Here is a 20,874-nt window from a genome sequence, read left to right on the forward strand (position 1 = left end):
TGGTAGGACAACGCGACCAGAGGTTACGTACTGGGTTCCGTAGCCGGTAGTCTGACGTTTACGTCAGGCAGGTGCAAGGCCTCAAATGAGGCAAGGATTTTGAGCAACAGAGAAAAGCTTGGTGGGAGGACGCGACCGGAGGTCACGCACCGGGTTACCTAGCCCGACCTGGAGGTCGGGAGCCAGGAGGTCGGGAGCCGGAAGGAGTCGCTCCGGGAGCCAACCTAATTCAACCAAACCTCCGGGTTCAGCACCGCCTTCCCCCGCCACAACTCAAAGTGCAAGGGGCTACCATCCGCCGCGGTGAGGCCGAGTTGTTGGCCAGTCTTGAGGGTTGCCCCACTCTTTACCTGTGGGAACTCCAGATTGGAATAGACGGAATAAAAACCGCCGTGGCTCATCAGCAGCATGTAGCGGCCGCCGCCCTGATTGCTGATCTCCACTACCCTGCCCTCGAAGATGGCGGAAACGCGCGATTGCTTCCCGCCCTGAATGTCCACCCCCTGACTATTAACCATGATGGAGGGAACGTCCGGGTGGGGTTGGCGACCAAACTTTTTAACGATGCGCCCCTCCACGGGCCAACCGAGGCGCCCCTTTCGGTTGATGATCTTCCCCCCGACGGGAGTGGTCTTTGCGGCGGTGCCGGTACGGCGAGTACTGGTGCTTGCCCTTGGCTTTGTTTTGCGGGCCACGTCCTTATTGATGGCGCTCGTCACCTGGCGGCGGAGGGTGGCGGCCATGGCTTCCTGACGCTTCACCTTTTTGAGCAACGCGCGCTCACTGACGGATAGCTTACTGACGATCCTGTCCTGAATTTTGAGCTCCTGGGTGAGGATGGCGCCCTGGTCCGCCGTAGAGGTGAGGAGAGAATCTCGATATTCCCGCTCGGCCCGGAGGGCGTTCACCCGCCCGGAAAGTTGATCCTTCGTCTGGCGGATGATCCGGGCCTGGCGGGTACGGTAAGCCCGGTACTGGCGCAAGTAGATAGCTCTCCGAAAAGCGTCGTTGATGCCCTTGGCGTTGAAGAGGAAGGTCATCCACCCATCCAGCAGGCGGGCCCGGTTGGCGGCGCGGAGGGTGGAGGCGTATTCGTCCACTATCCCCTGCAGGTCATCAGTAAGGGAGGCTACGGCGGTGCTGTCGCGGTAGAGCCGTTGTTCGGTGATCAGGGATTCTTCCTCCAGCGTGGCGATGAGTTCCTGCCGTTGGGCGATCTGGGTTTTCAGCTGGCCGGCTTGCGTCAGGGCGGCACCCTTGCGGGACTGCGTCGCCTTCAGTTCCCTACCGGTACGCTTAAGTTCTCGCTCGATTCTTTGCTTACGCTGCTGTAGGTCGGACTGGGCGGCGAGCTTACTTCCCACGGGGAGAAGCAGCAGTAGCAACAATACGTATAGTGGCGTGGCAAATTTCATCGCGCCACGAAGATCAACTTTTTGACCGACACTGCCGGGCCGGAATTGACTGCCCGGCGAGCCCCTCCTTTACCGTCAGAGTAGTGAGTTAAAGAATAATTGAGTGAGCTCTCCGTTCATTCGTTTAACTTTGCAATTCAAAGCACTTCAAATAATGAACAGACGCAAATTTTTGAAAGCCGGTGCTACCCTTTCCGCTACCGGTTTGCTGGCCGGGCTTTACGCCTGGAAGGTGGAGCCTTACTGGTTGGAGTTCGTCCACCGCAAAATGCCCATTGCGCATCTGCCCGCCAGCCTCCGTGGTAAGACCCTCTTACAGATCAGCGACATGCACGTGGGCGACCGTTTTGACTTTCAGTACATCATCAACGCATTCAACGACGCGAGTAAATTGGACCCCGCCATCGTCGTCTATACGGGCGATTTTGTTTCCTACGACGGGCCACAGCAACTCGAACAACTGAAAACGGTAATGGAAAATGCCGTCCACGGTAGCGTGGCTACCCTTGGCATCCTTGGTAACCACGACTACGGTAAGAATTGGCAGGAGCCCGAGGTGGACGTCAAGATCACGAAACTCCTGGAAGAGGCGGGCGTCACCGTGCTCCGTAACGCGAAGGCTAACGTGGAGGGCCTCACCATCACCGGCCTGGATGATCTCTGGGGAACCAACTACGAACCCGGCCCCATCCTCAGTAGCCTGGACAAGCAATCTGCCAACCTCGTCCTGTGCCACAACCCGGACGTGTGTGACCAAGACGTTTGGCACGATTATCAGGGGTGGATCCTTTCCGGCCATACCCACGGTGGGCAGTGTAAACCACCTTTTCTACCGCCGCCACTGCTGCCCGTTGAGAACCGCCGGTACACCAGTGGCTATTTTGATCTGGAGGATGGCCGCCACCTTTACATCAACCGGGCCTTGGGCTGCAGCTTTCCGGTGCGGTTCAACGTACGGCCGGAGATCACGGTCTTTGAGTTGGCGTAGCCTAGTCTCAGGAGACACGTCACTTAGTCCTGACGGCCGCGCTTGTAATTCTCCCAAGTTTTGAACGGGTGGGCATACTTGAACGAGGCTCCAGCACGGTTAATAGCTCCCCTTCCGATTCTGCTATTACACTGCTAAATATGAAACGCCTATCACGTCTCTCCTATCCTTTGGACCACGCAGCAGCAGTGAAGCTAGAGGGGCCGGGGGAGAGGAATAAACAACGTCATGTATAGCAGTGGATTCTGCTACCGTAACTTGGCCCTACCATGCGCAGCTTCCTTCCCCTCTTCCTACTGGCCTTCATTCTCGGATGCGATACTCCCGGTTTGGTGACGCCGGTGGGTGGCTCGGATTACGGAGACCTCATTGCGGCAGCGGAGCAGGCGGAGCGAAAGGGAGACCTCAACGCCGCCGCCACGGCCTACCGCCAGGCTTTCGACCTCAAGCCCCGGCAAACGGACGTAGCCTTCAAGGCCGCCGAACTCTTCACCAAGGCCCGCAACTACGGCGAGGCAGCGGAAGCCTACGGGTTAATCCCCAAGGACGACGCCCAGTTCCCCTTACTTGGCCTCCGCCACGGAAGGGCCGTCAAGCAGGACGGGCGGCCCCTGGAAGCCGAGCGCATCTTAACCACTTTTCAGGCGCGGTACAATGGTTCGGACCGGAACATCATCAGTGAGATCGTCAACAATGAACTGGCCGGTCTGCGATTGGCCAACGGCAACTCCAGCTCCACCCCTGGCACCGTTGAGCATTTGGGTAACCGCATCAATACGGCCGGCAACGAAACCAGCCCGGCCCCACTGGCGAGTGACCAACTGCTCTTCGCCAGCGCTCAGGGTGGGCAGAACCGTCTCCTGGCCAGTCTACCCAGCGGTACGGACTGGCAGCGCGCGACTGCTCCCAGCGGCTTCCCCGTCATCGAAGGCGGTCAGTTTGGGAGCGGAACCTTTGCCAGTGACGGCTCTACCTACTTCTTCACCATTTGCAGTACCTCCCGCCGGAGTGAAAACAATCGCTGCGTGGTCTTCCGAACCAAGCGGCGGGGGAATGGTAGCTGGGGACCACCCGTACGGCTGAGTTCCATCGTCAACGCAGACGGGGCGACCAATGCAGACCCGGCGGCCGTCACACTGCCCGACGGGCGGCAGCGGCTCTTTTTCGTTAGCGACCGGCCCGGTGGGCGGGGCGGGACGGACATCTACGTAACCGAACAAGTTGAACTGGCGGACGAAGCTACTTTCAGTACCCCTACCCTGCTTCCCCCATCGATCAACAGTACCGCGGAGGAGGCAAGTCCCGTCTATGACGCCGCTACTAATACACTGTATTTCGCCAGTAAAGGGCACCCCGGCCTGGGCGGATTCGATCTATTCCGCAGCGAAGTGCAGAACGAAGTTTACGGGGACCCTACTAACCTCGGCGTGCCCATCAATTCTCCGGCGGACGACCGGGGGATGACGGTGCCTAAACCTGCGGGCACTACCTACCTTTCCAGCAACCGCGCCTTCCCGCCCGCAAAGCGAGGAACGACGGACGATGACCTGTTTCGACTTTCGCTCGGGGCGGGGTCACCCATGCTTACGGGGGTGGTCTACGATGAAAGTAACCGCCAGGCGCTCACGGGCGTGGAGGTGATCCTGTATCAGGTCCTCTCCGGAGGGCGCGAACAAGAGCTTCAAAGGAAGACTTATGGCACGGCTGGCTATTCGTTACCGCTTAGCCCTGGTACGAGTTACCGAATCGCCCTGCGTAGGTCCGGGTTTGCCCAGGCAGATTACCGGGTCCGGACGGACGATGAAGGTACAGCTACCTACGGCCGGCCCGTCTACCTTCGCCCGACCGGTTCTTCCGGTAGTGGTTCCGACGGAAGCCAGCAGTCCGATCCGGGATTTGGGGGTGGCACTCCTTTACCCGATCCGGACATGACACCTGCGGCAGCGCCCCAGGTCGCGTACCGTATTCAGATCAGTGCGACGAAGCGATTTGACCCCAACGAATCACGGTACACCGCGGTGAAGGAGGTGGCGGAACTTCGCACTGAAGCTATTCCCGGTCGGGATCTGAAACGAATAACGGTGGGGTACTACGATAACCTCAGTATCGCCCGCTCCGCGCTGGAGGAGGTAAAGTTGGCCGGTTTCCCGGATGCTTTCGTCGTTCGCTACGACTACGGGAAGCGTTTTGGCCGGGTGAAGTGATGGGATGCGACAATTGGCGGTAGAACTCTCCCCGGCCCGCGGTCGTTTTCCAGGAAACAACTAGCCATGGCTGACAATCAAAAATTAAGCTTCAAGGAACTTATCAATTCCGACACCCCCGTACTGATCGACTTTTTCGCGAACTGGTGTGGACCGTGTAAGGCGTACAGCCCGATCCTCCAGCAATTGAAAAAAGATATGGGTGACGATATGCGCCTCGTGAAGATCGACGTGGACCGCAACGAGGCCATCGTACAAAAACTGGGCATCCAGGCGATGCCGACGACCATCATTTTCCAGAACGGAGAGATCAAGTTTCGGGAGGCGGGCGTGCAGTCCATCGGGGTACTGAAGGCTGCCATCGAGCCCCTGATTGCCTAAACAGGGTGCCGCCGCCGGTAGTGGCGTGATTTGCTATCTTGGGGCCCAATGAATGAATCATTAAGCCCCGGCCTCATCGTCGGCATCATCGTTGCGTACTTCGCCGTCCTGATTGGAATTTCGTGGTGGACGAGCCGCAACGAGAGCGACAACGAGAGCTTTTTCCTCGGTGGCCGCAAGTCTCCGTGGCCCCTCGTGGCAGTGGGGATGATCGGGGCCAGCCTTTCGGGGGTGACCTTCATCTCCATTCCGGGCGCCGTGGGTGCCGGGGGAACGAACCAAGCCTTCAGCTACATGCAGGTAGTTTTCGGCTACTTGTTAGGCTACGTTTTCATTGCTTTGGTGCTGCTGCCCCTTTACTATAAGCTGGGCCTGACGAGTATTTACGAATACCTCAAGGAGCGGCTGGGGCCGCACTCCTACAAGGTGGGCGCCTTCTATTTTCTGCTATCCCGAACGGTGGGGGCGGCCTTCCGGCTCTTCCTGGTGGCCGTGGTGCTGCAGGAATTCGTGACCGGCCCCTTCGGCATCCCGTTCTTCGGCACGGTGGCCATCACGATCATTTTGATCTGGCTGTATACGTTTAAGGGGGGCATCCGCACCATTGTCTATACGGATACCCTGCAGACCGTCTGTATGCTGCTGGCCGCCGGCCTGACGGTGTACTACATCGGTGACGCGTTGGAAACTGATCTCGGTGGATTGGTGAGCCTGGTCCAGAATAGCGATTACGATCAACTCTTCTTCTTCGAGGGTGGCTGGACGGACCCCAACAACTTCTTCAAGCAGTTCTTCAGTGGCGCCCTGATCACGATCGTGATGACGGGCCTCGACCAGGACATGATGCAGAAGAACCTGAGCATGCCCACGTTTCGGGATGCCCAGAAGAATATGGCGGCGTTCAGCTTCGTGCTGATCTTCGCCAATTTCCTCTTTCTCGCCCTCGGCGCCCTGCTGTACATCTACGCCAACAACGTGGGGCTGGCCATTCCGGAGGCCTCCGATCAACTTTACCCCAGCATTGCGCTGCGGAACCTGCCGGCTACGGCGGGCATTGTTTTCGTGCTCGGCCTTATTGCCGCAGCCTACTCCAGCGCCGATAGTGCACTGACGGCGCTGACGACATCCTTCTGCGTCGACTTCCTGGGTATGAATGAGGCCGGTGCGGACCAGGGGGCGGCGGGCAAACGCCAGCGCCTGTACGTCCACATTGGTTTTTCGGTGCTTCTGCTGGTCGTCATCATGAGTTTTAGCCTAATTGCTAACCGGGCGGTGATCAACTCCCTATTCAAGGCGGCGGGCTATACCTACGGGCCGCTACTGGGGCTCTTCGCTTTTGGCCTGTTTACGCGCTTACAGATCCGGGAAACCATTGAGGTTGGTGGTTTCAAGGTCCCCGCGCTCGTGCTGGTTTGCCTCGCCGCGCCGGTGCTTTCGATGCTGACGGACAAGTTTTCCGCGACGTTGCTGGGTGGCTTTCAGTTCGGGTTTCTCATCCTCGCCTTCAACGGCCTGCTTACCTTTTTGGGTCTCGTGGCCCTCAGTGATTTTTCCACGTTGGCCGAGCCACCCGAAGTGCTTGATCGGGACTGACCACAGCTTCGCCGCGGTACGGCGCCCTTACTTTAGCCATCGGGCTTTTGCTAAAGATTCCCCCTCCGTCCTATGCCCCGTGGCTGTATCTTGCGCGCCCTAACCGAAAATTTCTATGTCTAAACTGACCGCAGCCATCACGGGCGTCCACGGCTATCTACCCGATTACATCCTGACGAACGCAGAGTTGGCCACCATCGTAGACACGAACGACGAGTGGATCACGACGCGCACAGGCATCAAGGAGCGGCGGATTCTGAAGGGTGAAGAGATGGGTACCTCGAAGATGGTCATCCCCGCCATCGAGGGCCTGTTGGAGAAGACGGGCACGAAGCCCGAGGACGTAGAACTGATCATTTGCGCCACCGTTACGGGTGATTCGATCTTCCCGGACACGGCCAATACGGCGGCCTACCACACGGGCTGTGTAAACGCCTTTGGCTTTGACATCAACGCAGCCTGCAGCGGCTTTCTCTACGCGCTCTCCGTTGGCGCCAAGATGGTCGAAGGCGGTACGCACAAGAAGGTAATTGTGGTGGGTGCGGATAAGATGTCCTCCATCGTCGACTACACCGACCGCACGACTTGCGTCATTTTTGGCGATGGCGCGGGTGCGGTGCTATTGGAACCGAATCACGACGGTCTTGGGGTGTTGGACTACGAGCACCGGGGTGACGGCAGCGGGGAGAAATACCTCTATTTAGTTGCGGGAGGGAGCCGGAAACCGGCCACGGTGGATTCCGTCATGGCCCGGGAACACTTCGTGCGCCAAAACGGTGCCCCCGTATTCAAAGCGGCCGTATCGGGCATGACCAGCATGGTCGGCGAAGTAATGGGCCGCAATAACCTGACGGCGGAGAACCTGGATTGGCTCGTCCCCCACCAGGCCAACATCCGCATCATCCAAGCCATTTCCCGGATGGCCGACCTGCCAATGGAGAAGGTGATGGTCAACATCCAGAAGTACGGCAACACGACGGCGGGCACCCTGCCCCTCTGTCTGTGGGACTACGAGAATCAGTTGAAGAAAGGTGATAACCTGGTACTCACGGCCTTTGGCGGTGGATTTACTTGGGGTGCGCTTTACCTGAAGTGGGCCTACGATGGCCAGGCTTAATGGAGTACATTATGGTCTAAAACAGCGCCCCATCCGTTATCATACACTTGTAGATAATCCAGCGCTCAGCACTGAACACCAACAGTATTCCGCCGTTTCGCTACCAGAACTAAACGATCCCTTTAGCGGCTAGCCGCTAGGATACCCCCTGGTAATGAATCGGGACAACATCGACCGTAAAGAACTGCTCGAAAAATACCTGCTTGGCCTCACCGACCAGGAGCAGGCGGAGTACGTCGAAAAGCAACTGCAGGAAGACCCTACCATGGTGGAGGATCTGGCGGAATTGCGGTCCAAGATGTCCACCTACCTCAACGAACAGGGATTTACGGAGCAACCCGCCCGATCGATGCGTTCCCTGAGAGATTTTCAGGATCTCGACCACGAGATGATCACCGCCATGACGCGGCGGAACCACCACCTCAGTATCTGGCGAATGGCCCTGAGCGCGGTTTGCCTCCTGCTGTTGTTCACCACTGGCTATCTGTTCCGGGAGAACCAGAACTTCCGCCTGGAAGTGGCGCGGGAGCAAGCCCTCCACGCTCAGGACGAGGCCAGCAACCGGAAAAAATTGGAAGCCCTCCGGGGTAAGGCCATCGTTTGGGATAGTCTTCACACCCAAACGATAGCTTCGGCCAACGGCGACGTGCTCGTCCATTTTCTCGCGGACGACCAGGTGACCTTTCTGGATCTCTCCCACCTGGATAGCTTGCAGCAGGATGAGTATTACTTCTTGCAACTTAATGGAAAGGATAGCAATCACGGTATCGATCCCATCACTGATAGTTCCCGCCATTCGCTCATTCCGATTCTGGAAGACGTGAGCACGATCAGTGTATACCGGGGTACACCGGAAGCCGGTGTCCCACCCCACCCGGAAAAATTGGTCTCCGTGGTTGACTTCCCTCTGTCTCGGGGAGCGCAGAAGTAGTCGGGCAGTTCTCTTATACAAAGGCTAGTAAAGTGGCGTCCGCATTCTGTACGGGTAAGGAGCTTGGATGCTCACGTAGCTGCTTACCAGTTTCCTTTCTCCGTAAGTGCACAGCGTAGTAGTCTATTTGCTGGGAGGCCAAAAAATGGAGTATGAAAATCGGAATTTCGTGTTCCACCATCGATATGCTTGAATTACGGGCGCAGTCGTCGAAAATCTGGGTGAGTAATTGGTTAAGCCACTGGCATTTACGTTATTTGGACTTTCCAATGAGTATGCATTAGCCAAGAGAACAGTATTACCGGAAATATTTCTACTTCAGCTCCCTTAACTTTTCACTTTATGACAATGCTCTACATTCTTCTCGTCGCCTGTGTAATTGGCGGTAGTTTTAGTTTGTCCTCCGCACTTATCGATGGTTCACGTCGCTTCTAAATAGGTTCAGCGTTTTCACTTGCATTGCGGAATGCATCCTTGAATTACAATCCATACGGCCTTCCATTCAATCTGAATGGAAGGCCGTTCTGTTTGGGTAGCTCGCGCGTTTGAATAGGTGTACCTTTATTCTGCGTAAGACCCAGCACCGTTTGCGCTCCTATTTTGCCTATTCCCCCGCCATCGTAGCGGGTAGTTTTCCCGTATGCAACCATTGATCCCACCATTTATTCAGCAGCGCTTACTCGACGGCCACCTCTCCGGTGAGATCGAAGCCTTTACGCTGAACGTGGATCTGTCCGGTTTCACCCCGCTAACGGAGGAACTCATGAAGGAGGGCGTCAGCGGAGCGGAAAATCTATCCAAGATCCTGAATGAGGTATTCGAGCCACTGGTATCACTCGTGTACGCGCACGGCGGGATCATCCCTTACTTCGCCGGGGATGCGTTTACGGCGGTCTTCCCCCTCCAACTTAGCCGGATCCACGCTCAGCAGATCTTGCAATTAACGGATGAAGTCCGTAGCATCTTTTCGAGCCGCAAAAACATCTTTGGGGGCAAGTACCGCATTGGCATCAAGGCAGGCGTCGCCGCCGAGAAGGTGAGTTTCGGAATTGTGGGTGATGACCTGAAAGCCTTTTACTTTCGGGGCCCAGCAATTAAAGCTGCTACCACCGCGCAAAGCAAAGCCGAGGAGGGCGGCGTTGTCCTTTCGGATAAAATGAATGCACTGCTGGAAGGTCAGGAAGTGATCACCCAAGAAATTTCTACCGGCTTCTTCCGCGTAGTGGGAGAGTTCAGTTTTGAGTTGGACACCACGCTTTTCATGCACCCACTCACCCTTCCGGAAGTGAGTACGGACGTGGCCGGATCCTTCCTGCCGGCGGAGGTTGTCCGCTACGATCAGGCGGGAGAGTTTCGGACAGTGGTCTCCGTGTTTCTCTCCTTTGAGGCTATCCATACCCACCAGCAACTCGACCGTTTTGCCGCGGCCGTCCTTAAGCAGGTCAGTGATTTTGGTGGCTACTTTAAGGAGGTCGACTTTGGGGACAAGGGTTCCGTCATGGTCATCTTCTTTGGTGCGCCGGTATCCTACGAAAACATTACCGTCCGCGCCCTCGAGTTTGCCCTGACGGTACGGACGGAGTTAGAAGAGTTGCGGGATACCCTGGAGACGAACTTCCGGTTCCGGATTGGAATGACGGTTGGCACCGCCTTCACCGGTATCGTTGGTGGGAAGGAAAGGGCCCAGTACGCTTGCGTGGGCAACCGCGTCAACCTCGCCGCCCGCATCATGAGTGCGGCCGATTGGCAGGACATCCTCGTGGACGATGAACTAGGGAATACTCCCCACTTCCGCTACAAATTGAAGGGGAACACCAGTTACAAGGGCATCGCTGAACCCGTCCCCACCTTCTCTTTGCAAGGCCGGAAGCAAGCACTCGGCAAACCCAACTACGGCAACCGCCTGGTGGGCCGGGAGGCGGAGATCCAGCAGTTATTGGCATTCGCTCAACCCATTTTCGCCGGCAAGATGGCTGGCGTAGCCTACGTGCTCGGGGAAGCCGGCATCGGTAAGAGCCGACTGACCTTTGAGGTCCGCCGCCAACTCAACGATAGGGAACCGGTGAATTGGCTACTGGCGTCGTCGGATCAGATTTTACGCAAGCCCTTCAACTCCTTCATCTACCTCCTACACCGGATGTTCCGGCAAAGCCAGGAGCTAGGAGCTGCCCAAAACCAGCGGCGCTTTCAATTCCGGCTCAACCAGATCCGCCAGGGCTTACGGAACGCAAATTCGGATTTAGCGCCCGGCATACTGGAGGAACTGGATCGCACGCAGAGTGTACTCGCCGCCCAGATCGGTATTCCCCTCCCCCATAGTTTGTGGACGCAGCTCAACGCCCAGGGCAGGTACCAGAACACTATCGCTGCTCTCGTCAACTTATTACGTGCCGAAGCCATTCTGGCACCCACCGTGCTGGAGTTAGAGGATATTCACTGGATGGACGAGGATAGCCACACCGTTATCCAGCGGTTGATCCGCCAGTCCACGAACCTTCCTATCCTGATCGTTGCCACCTCCCGGGCGGATGACAACGGGAATTACTCCCACCTCAAAGAGGGGGAAACGGAGCGGGCCGCCAGTGTCGGTTCCCTGAGGGTAGAGCTCACGGCTCTTTCCGAAGAAGCCGTTAGAAATATGGCCGAGGCCACCCTCGGCGCACCCATTGCGGATGAAACCCTGGCCACCCTGCTGCGGACTACCAACAGCAACCCCTTTTACCTCGAGCAGGTGCTGGAGTATTTCCGCGAGAATGAATTGCTGTCCACCGACGATCAGGGCGTCCTGAACTTGACGGACGAAAGCATCAAACTCTCCTCCAGTATCTCGTCCATCCTTACGGCAAGGATTGACCGCTTATCGGACATGGTTCGGGAAACCGTAAAGGCCGCCGCGGTAATCGGCCGGGAATTCGACCTTCCGGTCCTGACGGAAGTCCTGCGGGAGGAAACCGGCCTGGACTCCGACGAGGAGTTGGCGGAACTGCTCCGCGAACAGATCAGCATCGCCGAGCGGGGGCAGATCTGGAGCGCGATGAGCGAGCTCCGCTACATCTTCCGCCACAGCCTGCTGCGGGAGGCCGTGTACAGCATGCAGCTCACCACGCGGCTGCAGCAACTGCACCACCAGATCGCCAACGTCATTGAACGGTTGTACCAAGATTCGCTGGAGGAACGGTTCGTGGATCTCGCCTTTCACTACGAGCACGCCGGCAACAAGGAAAAAACTATTGAATACCTCGGCAAGGCGGCTAACTACGCCCGGTCCAACTACCAGAACCAACAGGCCCTGGATCTATACGCTCGCTTAATTGAGAAATTCACCAACTCGCCGAACTACGAACTGACCGTCAACACCCACCTCAACCAGGGTAAGGTGCTGGAGATCGTCGGGCGGTGGGACGAAGCCGAGCGGACCTACACCGAGGCACAGCGGATCGCGAAAAGCAGCCGGGACATCGTTCTCCTCGGCCGCGCCAACAATCACCTGGGCCGGCTTTTCACCTTTAAGGGGGAGTACGAAAAAGCGATGGACTACCTTAAGATTGCCGCCAGCCTTTTTGAATCGGTGGACGATATCTTGGGTATCGCCAAGGCTTACACGAGCATGGGCAACCTCTACTTCCGGACGGCCAATTACCAGGAGGCACTCAAGCACTACAACCAGTCGCTCGACCAGGGTTTTAGCCAGGCGGGTATCTCCAGTTCGGCCGAGACCATCAGTCACCTCGGGCTTACCCACATGAACCTGGGCAATTTCGGGGAGGGGATCGGTATCATTGAGAATCAAATCCCCCTCCACCAAGCCAACCAGGACAACATGGGCTTGGCCAACCTGTACACCAACCTCGGGATCATCTACTTTGAGAGCGGGAACTACGACAAGGCGAAAGAGAACCACTACGCTGGTCTCGAATTGGCCCGCGAGCTTGGTATCAAAAGATTACAGGCCATCGGCTTTGGTAGCCTCGGCAGCGTCTACGAAAAAGAAGGGAACTACGAAGAAGCCGTGGATCTTTTCACCAAGGATCTCCTGATCTGCAACGAGTTAGGCGATCTGCAAGGCATCGCCGTAACCGAAGGTCTCATTGGTGATATCAATTCCGTCATGGGTAATTTCACCGTGGCGATCCAGCACCTGGATCATTCTCTGGCCATCTGCCGGGAACTGGGATACCGCAAGGGCATCGCCAAGGCAGTCAATACCCTCGGCGATATCTACTTCCTGCAAAAGCAGTACGACATCTCCGTTATGTATTACGACCAGGCCATCGAGGTAGCCCGGAATACGAACAACAAGCTCGTGCTGGTCTCCTCCCTCGAGGAAAAAGGGCGGGTACTACTGGCCAGCAACCAATTGGGCGAACTCGAGGAATTGGTGACTGAGACCAGGGCGATCGCCAAGGAACTGGGCAACCCCGACTTACTGCACGTAACCCGATTGCTGGAAGCGCGCTCCCTCACCGCCATTGACCCCCAAAAATTCGGGGAGAGTTGCGAGATGATCCGCGAATTACTCGCCAGGCCGGAACTTGAAGAGGACATCCGCGCCGAATGCTACCTGATCCTTTACCGCCTGAGTGGAGGCCTGGATAAGGAATCCGGCAACAACGCCCTGAACTTGTACGAGATGCTTTACGCGACCACCCCAAAGTTCATCTTCCGCAAGAATAAGGAGGATCTCCGCAGGGAATTGGAGAGATAATTTTAAAGGGTGTGCACCCGCAAAACTCCGTGCGGCACTGTAATCAACAATTAACTTAATCGATTTGCTGCAACATGGCCAATTGACCCCCGAATGCCCGGCGGAGCAACTCTGGCGTAAATACCTCTTCCGTCTTCCCGTAGCCAATCAGGCGTTGGTTAAGGAGGATCACGTGATCAAAGTAATCCGGCACCGCCTGTAAGTCGTGGTGAACGATCATCAGCGTCTTCCCCGCCGCCGAAAGGCGGCGCAGCACTTCAATGATCTTCTCCTCCGTGGGAATGTCCACCCCAACGAAGGGCTCATCCAGAAACAGAATATCCGCCTGTTGCGCGAGGGCCCGGGCCAGGAAGGTCCGCTGCTGCTGGCCACCGGATAGTTCTCCGATTTGTCGGTGTTGGAGGTCCAGGATGCCCAACTCTCGCATTGCTTCCTCGGCCAGCTTACGATCCGCTTCGTTGAGCCGTTGGAAGACCCGCTTGTGGGGATACCTACCCATCAGAACAACGTCCCGCACCGTAGTGGGGAAGGTGAAGTCAATCTCACTCCGCTGTGGTACGTAGACGACCCGGCGGCGGACGTCGGCCACGTCCTTTCCCAGAATTTCCACCCTACCGGTATAGTCATCGATCAGGCCCAGCATGGACTTCAGCAAGGTCGACTTACCGGAGCCGTTTGGCCCCAAGATGCCGTAGCGATGGCCTTCCTCGATCTCCAGGAAAATGTTGCTCAACACGCGTTTGCGGTCGTAGGAAACGGAGAGGTCGGCAACGGAAATAGCGGTGGCCACGGGATCAGGGGTTTGGGCGGAAAGAAAAATCCGCCGACGCTAAGGTAGCGCCGGCGGATTTAATGGTTTCAGACTGACTACGCACGTAGCCTCGACTTTATTCGGGGGCGATCACGCCACGGATGTTCCAGTTAATCCTTTCGGCATTACCCGTTAATTCACTTAGGCTGGTCCATTCGTTCCCGATGCGGACTCGGTCGCCGTTAGGGTTAAAGCGAAGGCCGGCGTCACAGCCAACTGATACCTGGCGGTTTCCGCGCTCAATTCCCGTTTCAATGGCGATCCAGATACCCTGGTTACCCAGTGTCAACGGAGTGGTGAGGCGGTGCTCGAAAAAGGCGCCAGCTACATTTACCCTTTGCGTCAGGTCCGGTGATTCGTAAAGAACGCCGCCGGGTTCGCGTTCGTTATCACCTTCAGCGTAGATAAATACCTTGGTGGAAGGTGGGATATCGGCCAGAAAAACCTCCACTTCACTTAGCTGCCGGCCGGCAAAGTCATCTACCAGATCAGCGGGGAAGAAAGCGGCGAACATACCCGCATCAATGGAAGGTGCGGTATCGTTACGATCGTCGTAATTCAGGGTTTCTACAACAATGGAATCTTCGTCATCGTCACAGCCGGTGAAGGACAATACGGCGAGGCTTAGAAGCAGGAAGAAAGGAAGGCGAAGGGTTTTCATAATTCGTGTTTTTTCGTTGGTTCCAAAGTTCGGAGTAAAGACAGTCAGGTAAAAGCGCTGGTTGATAAGTTGTTCTTAAAGTTTGTTGGCATTGTGTGAAGGTGGTGGATGGTAGTTGTCCTCTCCCCAAACCCATTACCTTCACCCGGGTGAACCGCGAAATCCTCAAGCTCGCCATCCCCAACATTCTTTCGAACCTCAGCGTGCCCCTGCTTTCGAGCTACGACACCGCGTTGATGGGCAACCTGAGTGGCACCCACATTGCGGCGGTTGGGTTGGGAAGTATGGCCTTCAACTTCGTGTACTGGAACTTCGGTTTTCTGCGGATGAGCACCACGGGGCTCACCGCACAAGCCTACGGGCGGGAGGACCACCGGGAACAGCAGACCCTCCTCAAACGCAGTTTGCTGCTGGCCGTACTCTTCTCTACGGCCCTGGTCTTACTGCAGTATCCCCTGGCGGAGTTAACGGCCTGGCTACTCAACATCCGGCCGGACCAATCCGAGTTAGTCGACACTTACTTCTACATCCGCATCTTCGCGGCCCCGGCGGCGCTGTTACAAATGGTCCTCTTCGGGTGGTTCTTCGGGCGGCAGAATGCGCTGTACCCATTGTTGCTCACCTTCTTCGTCAATGGTGCCAACATTGGCTTGAGTACCTACTTCGTCACCACCCTCGGCTGGGGGATAGCCGGTGTGGCCTGGGGCACGGTCGGCGCACAGTACCTCGGGCTTGCTCTTGCGTTCGTCCTGCTGTTCCTGGAACTACGCAAGGTCCGGGCGGAGGTAAAACGGTTAGGGAAAGAAATCACCCAACGGGCGGGTGCCCTCACCGAAGGCCTCGCTGCCTTCCTGAAGATCAACCGGGACATCTTCATTCGGACCCTCTGCCTCACGCTCAGTTTCGCCTTCTTCTACAACCGGGCCAATGCGCTGGACGTCGGCACGGCCGTTGTTGCCGGGAACGTCATCCTGCTCCAACTCGTCAACTGGCTGAGCTACGGCGTGGACGGTTTTGCCTTCGCCGCCGAGAGTTTAGTGGGCAAATACCACGGTGCCAACGACCGTCCGCAACTGATCGTCGCCACCAAAAAGATATTCGCCTGGGGGATGGGCCTGGCCGCCCTGTACGCCGTGATCTACGGATTTGGCCAGGAGCATTTATTACAATTATTCGCCCCCGAATCCACCTCCGCGGATACCCTCGCCGCTGCGCTTACCTATTTGCCACTGCTGGTCGCCTTCTGTCTACTCGCCACGCCGTGCTACTTACTGGATGGCATTTACATTGGCCTTACCGCCTCTACGGCCATGCGCCAAACCATGCTACTGGCCTTCGCTGGATACCTGGCGAGTTACTGCCTGGTGGGGCAGCACTTGGGCAACTGGGGTTTGTGGGGGAGCCTGCTGTTCTTCATGGTATTGCGGGCGGTGGTGCAGGCCTGGTGGTTGCGGAGTGGGCGGGTTGGTTTTTGAGCTGGTGGGTCTGGCAACTCTGATTTGCTATCAACCCGGCCGATCCAAGAACCTCCAGTTGTCGCTGCGCTCGGACTGGAGTCCGCTTGGAGAACCTGAGATTTTTTTCACCGGGATAAGATTCTAATGCGCTTGAACCGGCCATTGCGCCACAAGCGCAGCGCTGGCGATATGGTTCATCAAGCGCCCGGTCTTTAACGCCAATCTGGCCGCTTGGAGAGCCTGAGAGTAGTTTAGTAAAGCCTACTTTTGCCCCCATGCTACCAACTTCCATTCAGGCTACCCGGGAGGCCATCGCTGCGGGCCGGACATCCACCGTCGAGATCGTCAAAGCTTACCTCGCCGCGATTGAGGACCAGCGCTACCTGAACATCTACGTGGAGGTTTTCGGCGACGAAGCGCTCCGCGAAGCAGCCCGCCAGGATGAGGCGCTGACGCAGGGTGCCAAGCTGGGGAAATTAGCCGGGGTCGTCGTCAGTATCAAGGATGTGCTCTGTTACCAGGGGCACGGGGTGAGCGCCGGATCGGCCATGTTAGAGAACTTCGTCAGCCCCTACAACGCAACGGCCATTCAACGGCTGCTCGAGGAGGACGCCATCATCATCGGCCGCACCAATTGCGATGAGTTCGCCATGGGCTCCGGCAACGAAAACAGCCATTACGGGCCCACCCGTAACGCAGCGGACGTCGCCCGCGTACCCGGTGGCAGTTCCGGTGGGGCGGCCGTTTCCGTGCAGGCGGGGACCTGCCTCGTCGCAGTCGGGTCCAGTACCGGAGGGTCGGTCCGCCAACCTGCTTCCTTTTGCGGCGTCTACGGTTTCAAACCTACTTACGGGCGGATCAGCCGCCACGGCCTCATCGCTTACGGGTCCAGTTTTGATTCCATTGGTTTCCTGGCGCACAACGTGCAGGATATTTCTCTGCTGTTGGAGGTGACCGCCGGCGCGGACACCAAAGACTCCACGGCCCCCAATAAGCCCGTCCTCCCCTACGCGAAGGCGGCCCCCGACCGGGAGCCCCAGAGCATTGTCTACTTCGCCGAACTGCTCGAGAGTGATGCCCTCGACGATGCCGTGAAGGAAAGCATGCAGGCAACGATCGACAAGCTGAAGGGGCTGGGTCACACGCTCATTCCCGCCAAGTTCTCCTACTTCGATTACGTCGTCCCCACCTATTATGTCCTCACCACCGCCGAGGCCAGCAGCAACCTCAGCCGGTTCGACGGGATGCGCTACGGCCACCGTAGCCCGGACGCGGAGGACCTCCAGGAAACCTACACCCGCTCCCGTACCGAAGGCTTCGGCGCCGAAGTACAGCGGCGAATCCTCCTCGGCACCTTCGTCCTCAGCAGTGGATACTACGATGCTTATTACGGCAAGGCCCAAAAAGCCCGCCGCCTGATTCGCGACCAATTACAGGGCATCCTCGATGCGCACGACTTCATCCTCATGCCCGTTAGCCCCAGCCTACCCTGGCCAGTCGGGGAACGGGTGGACGACCCGGTGGCCAATTACCTGGCGGATGTCTATACCGTCCTGGCCAACCTCGCTGGTCTCCCCGCCATCGCCATCCCCGCCGGCACGGCCGGTCACCTCCCCGTAGGCTTCCAATTGATGGCGGACCAGTGGGAGGAGAATAAGTTGCTGCGGTTTGTGAAGGGACTTTAGGAGTTGCAAGTATCAAGTAGCGAGTTGCGAGTATCACCACTTGCAACTCGTTACTTGCAACTCGCTACTCGCTACTCCGGTACGGAGAGCGTTCCCTCCTTCGCTTTCCGAGTAAGTGCCTCAGTACCCTTGATGCCGAGCACGACACGACGATTCTGAGCGCGGCCGGCATCGGTTTCGTTCGTGGCGACGGGGCGGGTTTCCCCGAAGCCCTGGGTGATCATGCGGCGGCGGGCGATGCCATCTTGGGCGAGATAATCAGCCACCGCGGCGGCTCTTTTTTGGCTGAGTTCCAGGTTGTAGGCTTCCGATCCTTTGCTGTCCGTATGCCCGTCGATGGTGATGTCCGTATCCGGGTAACGGTTCATGATCTTGGCCATGCGGTCGAGTTCGGCGCGGCTGTTGGCCGTCAGGGCCGTGGAATTAAATTCGAAGAGGACCCCGCCGCCGAAGGTGACGTTGATGGATTCCGTGACGGTTTCGCCCGTTTCCGGGTCTACGGTGGTGGTGGTTTCTACGACGGCGCCGGGCACTTCTTCCTGGATCTCCTGGGCTTGCTTATCCATGTAGCGGCCCACGATGGCGCCGGCCGTTCCGCCGATCACGCTGCCGATGACGACGCCCTTCTTACCGTCTCCGCCCTTCTTGCCGATGGCACCGCCGATCACGCCGCCGGTCGTTCCACCGATAACGGCTCCCTTGGCGGTGCGGGAGGTATTACAGCCCGTAGCGGCAAACAGGGCAGCACAGAGTAGGAGGATGAAAATGTAGTTTACTGCTTTCACGTTGGTTGGTTTTAATGCACTATTGAACAGGAATTCATTAGCCCCAAACCCTCGCTTAAGTCCACTTGTTTGTTACGGTCAGCCTCCCAAAACGTTAATCTTCACCCACTAATTCCGCGGTGATCTTGGCCGAGAGGAGGCACAAGGGTACGCCCCCACCCGGGTGCACGGAGCCACCCAGGAAGTAGAGGCCATCCACGTCACTACTAAAGTTCTTGTGGCGCAGAAAGGCCGCCATGGTGTTATTCGAGCTCGTTCCGTACAGCGCTCCCTGGTGGCTTCCCGTCAGGCTTTCAATTTCGGGTGGGGTGACGATCCGCTCTTCCACGATGTGGTTTTCCAAGGTATTTTCTGGCGCTGCCGCGGGTGCGAGCAACTGTTGGTTGAGCCGCGTAAGGACCCGCTGACGCAGACCCTCCACCCAGGACGACCAATCCTGACCGGTATCGGCCGGCGCATTGACCATGACGAACCAGTTCTCTCCGCCGGCAGGTGCATCCTTGGTAACGATCTTGCTGCTGACGTTGACGTAGATGGTAACGTCGTCCGCCAGGCGGCCCGCTTCTAGCTCGTCGAATTCCTTTTTGTAGTCGTCCGCGAAGAAGATGTTGTGGACCCCGAGTTCGCCGAAGGTGCGGTCCACGCCCCAGTAGAAGATCACGGCGCTGGTGGATTTCTGTTGACTGAGGGTCCGCTTTGGCTTTTTGGCCCCGGTTAACAACTTATCGTAGGCGAGCCACACGTCCATATTGCAGATGGCGGCGTCCGTGGCGACCGGTCCTTGGTGCGTCTCGATCCCGACTACGCACCCGCGTGAGCGCCTAATCTGCGTAACGGGCGTGTTGAAATGGTAGCGCACCCCGAGCCGTTTGCCGAGTTCGTAGATGCGCTGGCTGATGTCGAACATGCCCCCTTTGGGCAGGTAAGCGCCGAAGTGGTGCTCGAAGTGGGGAATCATGGAGAGCAGCCCCGGCGCTTTGTAGGGATTGGAGCCGTTGTAGGTGGCGAAGCGGTTGAAGAGTTGGACGAGTTTGGGGTGGCCGAGATCGCGCTCGTGGACGGCGTTCATGCTTTTGAACAGATCCAGCCCGGGAATTTTGAGCATGGCCCCTGCGACGCCCCAGTCGAGCCAGGTCTCCGATTTATGGAGCGATTTTTCGAGGAAGGTGCGGCCGGTGGTCTCGTATTTGTGCGCGGCAGCAGCCATGAAGTCGCGGATGCGCTGGGCGTCCACCCCGAAGGTTTCCGCGGCCCGCTCGGCCAATTGTTCGGTATCGGAAGGGGCAACGAAGGTGGTTCCATCCCGCCACCAGTAGTGGCAAACGTTGGGTAAGCGGACGTACTCGAAGTGGTCTTTGGGGTCCTCGCCGGCCAGTTCGAAGAGCTCGTCCACGTACTGGGGCATCGTGAACAGGGACGGGCCAAAATCGAAGCGGTACTCGCCGAGTGAAAATTGGGAAAGTTTGCCGCCGGGCCCGGCGCTGCGTTCGTAGACGTCGACCTCGTGGCCGGCAACGGCGAGGCGGACGGCGGCGGCGAGGCCGGCGATCCCGGCTCCGATGATGGTGGTGTGCATGGGCCGGGGTTATTTCTTTTTATATGCGTCTTTACGATCGCTGACTTTGACAATAGTGATTACCAGAACGTCATTTTCGATACTATAAATCACCCGAAACTTTCCTACTCGGATGCGATACAAATCACTGTTCCCTGATAATTTTATGCTTCCATGTGGTTTTGGATCTTCCTGCAGTTTATCGATAGCTGATTCTAACCGCTTCCGCTGTTTATCAGCAATTTTATTAAGTGCTTTTCTAGCGGATGGTTTAAGCTCAATACTATACATCCTGTTCAGCTTTCTCCTGCTGTCGGTTCTTCGATTCCTCCAAAAATTCATTCCAGGAAATAGTGGGCTCTCCGTCAGCAAGTATGGCACGCGCCTCCAACGCATCGAGTATGTCCTCCAAAAGGTCACGATGCTTTTCAATGTCGAAAACTACCGAGGTTCGGTAGCCCTCCGCATCGCAGATGTAAGTAACTCCGTCAATGTTGTCTCTTTCCGAATAAGGCATGGCATTCAATTTTCGTCCTCAACTAACGGTAAGTTAGGTACTTAGTTGTAAAGCCGGCTCCCCGAAGAA

General features: G+C 57.2%; 16 protein-coding genes. 9 read left to right on the forward strand and 7 right to left on the reverse strand.

The genetic code is table 11. The features are described from left to right. Positions 1 to 224: 224 nt before the first annotated feature. Entirely contained in the window at positions 225 to 1,415 is a 1,191-nt protein-coding gene (locus tag A3850_RS04165) for a murein hydrolase activator EnvC (protein WP_068214509.1), read from the reverse strand. A gap of 154 nt (positions 1,416 to 1,569) precedes the next feature. On the opposite strand from A3850_RS04165, the gene A3850_RS04170 reads away from it, so the two are divergent. From A3850_RS04170 to A3850_RS04200, 7 genes are all read left to right on the forward strand, one after another. Further along, a complete protein-coding gene (locus tag A3850_RS04170) occupies positions 1,570 to 2,403 on the forward strand; it encodes a metallophosphoesterase (RefSeq protein ID WP_068214510.1) in 834 nt (277 codons plus the stop codon). A gap of 269 nt (positions 2,404 to 2,672) precedes the next feature. After that, a complete protein-coding gene (locus A3850_RS04175; RefSeq protein ID WP_068214511.1) occupies positions 2,673 to 4,607 on the forward strand; it encodes a PD40 domain-containing protein in 1,935 nt (644 codons plus the stop codon). Positions 4,608 to 4,673: 66 nt separating this feature from the next. After that, positions 4,674 to 4,988, forward strand: coding sequence for a thioredoxin (gene trxA / locus A3850_RS04180; protein ID WP_068214512.1), 315 nt, complete (start codon positions 4,674 to 4,676; stop codon positions 4,986 to 4,988). Between the two features lie 48 nt (positions 4,989 to 5,036). Then, complete coding sequence (locus A3850_RS04185) at positions 5,037 to 6,581, forward strand: sodium:solute symporter (RefSeq protein ID WP_068214514.1); 1,545 nt, start codon at positions 5,037 to 5,039, stop codon at positions 6,579 to 6,581. Positions 6,582 to 6,696: 115 nt separating this feature from the next. Next, the gene (locus A3850_RS04190) at positions 6,697 to 7,698 is read left to right on the forward strand and encodes a beta-ketoacyl-ACP synthase III (protein ID WP_068214516.1); all 1,002 of its coding nucleotides are present in this window, start codon (positions 6,697 to 6,699) and stop codon (positions 7,696 to 7,698) included. A 154-nt stretch (positions 7,699 to 7,852) separates the two neighbouring features. After that, positions 7,853 to 8,629: a hypothetical protein gene (locus A3850_RS04195; RefSeq protein ID WP_068214521.1), complete on the forward strand. Its 777-nt coding sequence runs from the start codon at positions 7,853 to 7,855 to the stop codon at positions 8,627 to 8,629. Positions 8,630 to 9,269: 640 nt separating this feature from the next. Next, entirely contained in the window at positions 9,270 to 13,334 is a 4,065-nt protein-coding gene (locus A3850_RS04200) for a tetratricopeptide repeat protein (RefSeq protein WP_068214523.1), read from the forward strand. A gap of 55 nt (positions 13,335 to 13,389) precedes the next feature. Here A3850_RS04200 and A3850_RS04205 read toward each other — a convergent pair whose 3' ends face one another. Both A3850_RS04205 and A3850_RS04210 read right to left on the reverse strand, forming a co-directional pair. Continuing rightward, the gene (locus A3850_RS04205) at positions 13,390 to 14,124 is read right to left on the reverse strand and encodes a metal ABC transporter ATP-binding protein (protein WP_068214525.1); all 735 of its coding nucleotides are present in this window, start codon (positions 14,122 to 14,124) and stop codon (positions 13,390 to 13,392) included. A 97-nt stretch (positions 14,125 to 14,221) separates the two neighbouring features. Beyond that, on the reverse strand, positions 14,222 to 14,806 hold the full coding sequence (locus A3850_RS04210; RefSeq protein WP_068214527.1) for a hypothetical protein: 585 nt from the start codon (positions 14,804 to 14,806) through the stop codon (positions 14,222 to 14,224). A 149-nt stretch (positions 14,807 to 14,955) separates the two neighbouring features. Between A3850_RS04210 and A3850_RS04215 the strand changes: the two genes are divergently transcribed. Both A3850_RS04215 and gatA read left to right on the forward strand, forming a co-directional pair. Further along, the gene (locus tag A3850_RS04215; RefSeq protein WP_068214529.1) at positions 14,956 to 16,281 is read left to right on the forward strand and encodes an MATE family efflux transporter; all 1,326 of its coding nucleotides are present in this window, start codon (positions 14,956 to 14,958) and stop codon (positions 16,279 to 16,281) included. A 257-nt stretch (positions 16,282 to 16,538) separates the two neighbouring features. Continuing rightward, the gene (gatA, locus tag A3850_RS04220; protein WP_068214530.1) at positions 16,539 to 17,948 is read left to right on the forward strand and encodes an Asp-tRNA(Asn)/Glu-tRNA(Gln) amidotransferase subunit GatA; all 1,410 of its coding nucleotides are present in this window, start codon (positions 16,539 to 16,541) and stop codon (positions 17,946 to 17,948) included. A gap of 71 nt (positions 17,949 to 18,019) precedes the next feature. Here gatA and A3850_RS04225 read toward each other — a convergent pair whose 3' ends face one another. The 4 genes from A3850_RS04225 to A3850_RS20100 all read right to left on the reverse strand — a co-directional run bounded on the left by A3850_RS04225 (position 18,020) and on the right by A3850_RS20100 (position 20,805). Continuing rightward, the gene (locus A3850_RS04225; RefSeq protein ID WP_068214531.1) at positions 18,020 to 18,733 is read right to left on the reverse strand and encodes an OmpA family protein; all 714 of its coding nucleotides are present in this window, start codon (positions 18,731 to 18,733) and stop codon (positions 18,020 to 18,022) included. A 94-nt stretch (positions 18,734 to 18,827) separates the two neighbouring features. Further along, on the reverse strand, positions 18,828 to 20,309 hold the full coding sequence (gene crtD, locus A3850_RS04230) for a 1-hydroxycarotenoid 3,4-desaturase CrtD (protein ID WP_068214532.1): 1,482 nt from the start codon (positions 20,307 to 20,309) through the stop codon (positions 18,828 to 18,830). A 9-nt stretch (positions 20,310 to 20,318) separates the two neighbouring features. Beyond that, entirely contained in the window at positions 20,319 to 20,579 is a 261-nt protein-coding gene (locus A3850_RS20095; RefSeq protein ID WP_068214533.1) for a type II toxin-antitoxin system RelE/ParE family toxin, read from the reverse strand. After that, a complete protein-coding gene (locus A3850_RS20100; protein ID WP_068214534.1) occupies positions 20,572 to 20,805 on the reverse strand; it encodes a hypothetical protein in 234 nt (77 codons plus the stop codon). The genes A3850_RS20095 and A3850_RS20100 overlap by 8 nt, the downstream gene beginning before the upstream one ends. Positions 20,806 to 20,874 lie beyond the last annotated feature (69 nt).

The organism is Lewinella sp. 4G2 (genome assembly GCF_001625015.1).
GTDB lineage: Bacteria > Bacteroidota > Bacteroidia > Chitinophagales > Saprospiraceae > Neolewinella.